1 protein-coding gene is annotated in these 264 nt (G+C 43.6%); it reads right to left on the minus strand.

Features of this window, described 5'->3' with window-relative positions:
* Positions 1 to 264 (minus strand): family 1 glycosylhydrolase (locus C1E99_RS03610; protein ID WP_153060152.1); only part of this gene is annotated, 264 nt, incomplete at both ends.

Genomic DNA, 264 nt, shown 5'->3' on the forward strand with positions numbered 1-264 from the left:
TGTTGGTTGGCAAGAATATCTGCTGGATCACAGGTGCCTGGGTAGAAGGTAATACCACAAATCATGTTCCCAATTTTATTTTCTGGATCAATCTCATGCCCAATTTGAACAGCCTTGGCAGAGGCAACAAACTGGTGGTGGAGGCTTTGGTAAGCATCTTGGTAATCCTGGTCCGTCATATCATCACCAAAAAGGTCCAAGAACATGATACCACCGTTGATTTCATTGAAGGTCAACCAGTATTTAACAAGGCCCTTGTATTCC

The sequence above is a fragment of the Streptococcus suis genome (assembly GCF_002964045.1).
GTDB classification, from domain to species: domain Bacteria; phylum Bacillota; class Bacilli; order Lactobacillales; family Streptococcaceae; genus Streptococcus; species Streptococcus suis_U.